At 68.1% G+C, this 3,414-nt stretch carries 3 protein-coding genes; 2 read left to right on the forward strand and 1 reads right to left on the reverse strand.

Annotated elements, in window-relative coordinates; genetic code table 11:
* Window positions 1-195 precede the first annotated feature (195 nt).
* Window positions 196-834 (reverse strand): FAD-dependent oxidoreductase, encoded by a 639-nt coding sequence (locus tag DBR22_RS10685; protein WP_108599003.1) that lies wholly within the window; start codon window positions 832-834, stop codon window positions 196-198.
* 418 nt (window positions 835-1,252) lie between these two features.
* Here DBR22_RS10685 and DBR22_RS10690 point away from each other — a divergent pair, with 418 nt between their 5' ends.
* The gene (locus DBR22_RS10690) at window positions 1,253-2,290 is read left to right on the forward strand and encodes a universal stress protein (protein WP_108599004.1); all 1,038 of its coding nucleotides are present in this window, start codon (window positions 1,253-1,255) and stop codon (window positions 2,288-2,290) included.
* 20 nt (window positions 2,291-2,310) lie between these two features.
* Window positions 2,311-3,414 (forward strand): PEP/pyruvate-binding domain-containing protein (locus DBR22_RS10695; protein WP_308810202.1); only part of this gene is annotated, 1,104 nt, incomplete at its 3' end.

The following is a 3,414-nucleotide window of genomic DNA, read 5'->3' on the forward strand; positions in this document are numbered from 1 at the left end:
GACGCGTCAGAGCCGTTTCCCTGGAGCCTGGTGGTCTTCGCCGCCGTGGCGCTGGGACTGCTGGTGGCTATCGGCGTCCTGGCAAAACGCCGCCTCGCAGCAGGCAGTGACGGCTCAGGCAGTGACAGCGCGGCACATGACGGTTCAGGCAGTGGCAGCGACCGGGGCTAAGCGATCTTAGATGGCTAAGCGGTCCTAGACAGCGAAGCCGGTCAGGGCGGCGGGGCCGCCGTCCGGCTGCACCTTGGCGGAGATGGCCTGCCCCACGGTTTTGGCCTGGCGCAGTACCTCTTTGGGTGAGGGCGTGATCAGTTCGCCCACGCCCACCAGGTAAATGCCGATGGTCCGCATGGCTGCCACCAGGTTGCTGCGGACGGTGATGCCGAAGTCGCTGAGCATACGCCGCAGCTGGCTGTGGGCGCAGCGGGTCAGCACAATGTTGTCGGCCAGCAGGATGCCGTTGGGCGTGTGCACCTCCCACTGGCGGGGAACGAAGGGTTCTTTGGTGCCGTCCCGCCCGCCATCGGCGGTTCCGCCTACCATGGTCAGCTGGACGGCCCGGGTGGTGTTGCGTACGTCCATGTCGTGGCTGGCCGCGTAGTTGCGCAGGTGCCGGAGGATTTCGTTGCGTTCCCGCAGGGAGTCTGAATCCGCGGCGTCGCAGCGCTGCAGCGAGGCCGTGTTGGCCGGTTGCCCGGCGCCCAGGATGTCGAGTCCGTCCACCACGATCGCGTCCACGCCGCGCCGGCGCAGTTCGGCTCCAACGGCCAGGCCGGAAAGCCCCGTGCCGATGATCACCGTGGTGGTCCGTTCAGTCCCGCCATTCACAGGCATGCTTGACACTACAGTTTCCCTCCTTCGAAGATTTCGGCTGGCGCGGGCGTCGTCGCCCGCATGCGCCACCTTACCCCCAAAGTCCGGCCGCAGAACCGGCCCGGGATGCTTCCTTACTCAGGGCGTCCCGGACCGGCAGTGCCTCGAAGACTACAGAACATTTGCGCCCATGGGTAGCCCAAACCGAAACATTCCCGCCCGCATTGAATGCGCTTTCCCCCCGGTCAGGGGCAGGCTGTGGATAACCTTCCCATGGGAGCTGTGGATAGCTTGCTAAGTGTTCACGGACCGAGAATAGTGAGAAGCGGAAGCAGGGAATTCCCGGTCCGGGCGGTGACACTGCCCCGGGTGCAGGCGGAGGGCCCCGCTTCTGGCAGAATAGCCGCAACATCAGGCAGTATCGCGAGGAGGCGGCCCCATGGGCGCACAGGAGATGCATCCGGATCCGGAACGGGACGACGCCGGAACGTCGCCCGCCCCGGGCGGAATCGTTGTGGGCGTGGACGGGTCCGATCACGGCCAGTGCGCACTGGTGTGGGCGGCCCGGGAAGCCGAGCGCCGCCGCCGGCCGCTGCATATTGTGACGGCGTATTCTGTGCCGATCTTCGCCGCGTCCGGGCTGGATGGCGGCTACGCCACCGTGGACGATTCGGTGATCCGCGAGGGCGCCGAGGCAGTGGTCCAGCAGGCACTGGACAAGGTTTCCGGCTACAACATCGACGTCGACGCCTCCGTGGAGAACGGTGACGCCTCGGGCGTGCTGCTGGAGCTGTCCGAGGCCGCCGAACTGCTGGTGGTGGGCACCCGGGGGCGCGGCGGGTTTGTGGGACGCCTGCTTGGTTCAGTCAGCAGCGCCCTGCCTGCCCACGCCAAATGCCCCACCGTCACCGTGCCGCTGATCTGCGCGGACCGGCTGGGCGAAACCACCGACGACAAACGCATCAGGGCTGAACAGGCCAAAGCCGGGCACCACCCCGTGGAAAATGTGGTGGTGGTCGGTGTTGACGGATCCGAGCAGGCGCGCGTGGCCGTCCTCGAGGCAGCAGCCCAGGCCGAGCGGCTCGGGGCAAAACTGCGGGTGCTTTGTGCGGTGCCGCAGTACAGCGGATCCCTCGCCTGGGTCCCGGCCCCCATGGATAGGAAGGCGCTCCTGGCCGACATCCAGGTACAGCTCGACGCCGGGATGGCCTGGCTGCGGAGCCACTACCCCGCTCTGCCCATGGAAGCAGCGCTCAAAGACGGCTCGCCGGTGGATGCCCTGGTGGAGGCAAGCCGGCAGGTGGAGCTTGTGGTGGTGGGCACCCGTGGCCGTGGTGGCTTCACCGGGATGCTCCTGGGTTCCACCTCTGCAGGCGTCCTGCACCACGCCAAGAGCCCGGTGCTGGTTGTTCCGGACCGCGAGGATCCCCGCCTGGCAGACCGGGCGAACTTTGGACCCATCCTTGGCGCGGCCTAAGTAAGTTCCGCAGCGGAGGCATGGAAATGCCCGGCACGGGAGGTTCACCGCCAATCCTGGGATTGGCGGACATCGGGGCGGGAATGGTGCCCCTGGTGGGAGGCAAAGCTGCCAACCTCGGGGTGTTGTGTGCCGCCGGATTCCCCGTTCCGGAAGGCTTTTGCCTCACCACAGAGGCCTACCGCCACGCAACGGCCGGGGACCCGCACGTACAGGGCCAGCTGGCCGGGCTCCACACGGCTCTGCAAACCACCGCTGAAGACGACCTCGCCGCCCTGGCAGCGCTGGCCGCCCGGGCTCGTGAAGTGATCCTCAGCGCTCCTGTTCCCGCGGAGACTGTTGAAGCGATCGAACGGGCCTATGCGGCGTTGGGGAACGATGTCCCCGTTGCCGTCCGCTCGTCCGCCACCGCCGAAGACCTTCCATCGGCGAGTTTCGCCGGGCAGCAGGACACCTACCTCAATGTGGTGGGGACCACCGCCGTCGTGGACGCTGTCCGCAGCTGTTGGGCCTCGCTCTGGACCGACCGGGCCGTCAGCTACCGGGCAAGCCGGAGGATCGATCCGGCGGCCGTGGCGCTCGCCGTGGTGGTCCAGCGGATGGTTGACGCCGCTGCAGCCGGTGTCCTGTTCACGGCCAATCCGCTCACCGGCCGGCGCCAACAGGCTGTGATCGATGCCAGTCCGGGCCTGGGGGAGGCTGTGGTGTCCGGAGCGGTCAACCCGGACCATTTTGTGGTGGACCCGGCCTCGGGGAGTGTCCTGGAACGGCGGCTCGGTGACAAGCGCATCGCCGTCCGGCCGATCCCCGGGGGCGGAACCCGCACGGTGGCTGCGTCCAATGGCGGTGCGGCGGCCTGTCTGACCGATCAGCAGGCGGCCGCGCTGGCTGCCCTTGGCCTGCAGGTGGAGCGCCACTTCGGCGCTCCCCAGGACATTGAGTGGGCCATCGCCGGAGACGGCCGGGTGTGGCTCGTCCAATCGCGGCCCATCACCACCCTTTTCCCCGTTCCGGAGCGGGCGGCTGCCCGTCCTGGCACCCGGGTCTACCTCTGCTTCAGCCTGGCGCAGGGCCTGACCCGCCCCATCACCCCGATGGGACTGGCAACGTTCCGGGTCCTGGCG

It is taken from the genome of Arthrobacter sp. HMWF013, assembly GCF_003061105.1.
GTDB lineage: Bacteria > Actinomycetota > Actinomycetes > Actinomycetales > Micrococcaceae > Arthrobacter.

Excerpts from the sequence above, each read along its gene's own strand:
- DBR22_RS10690 (WP_108599004.1), top strand. The coding sequence starts at position 1,253 with ATGGGCGCACAGGAGATGCATCCGGATCCGGAACGGGACGACGCCGGA.
- DBR22_RS10685 (WP_108599003.1), bottom strand. The coding sequence starts at position 834 with ATGCCTGTGAATGGCGGGACTGAACGGACCACCACGGTGATCATCGGC.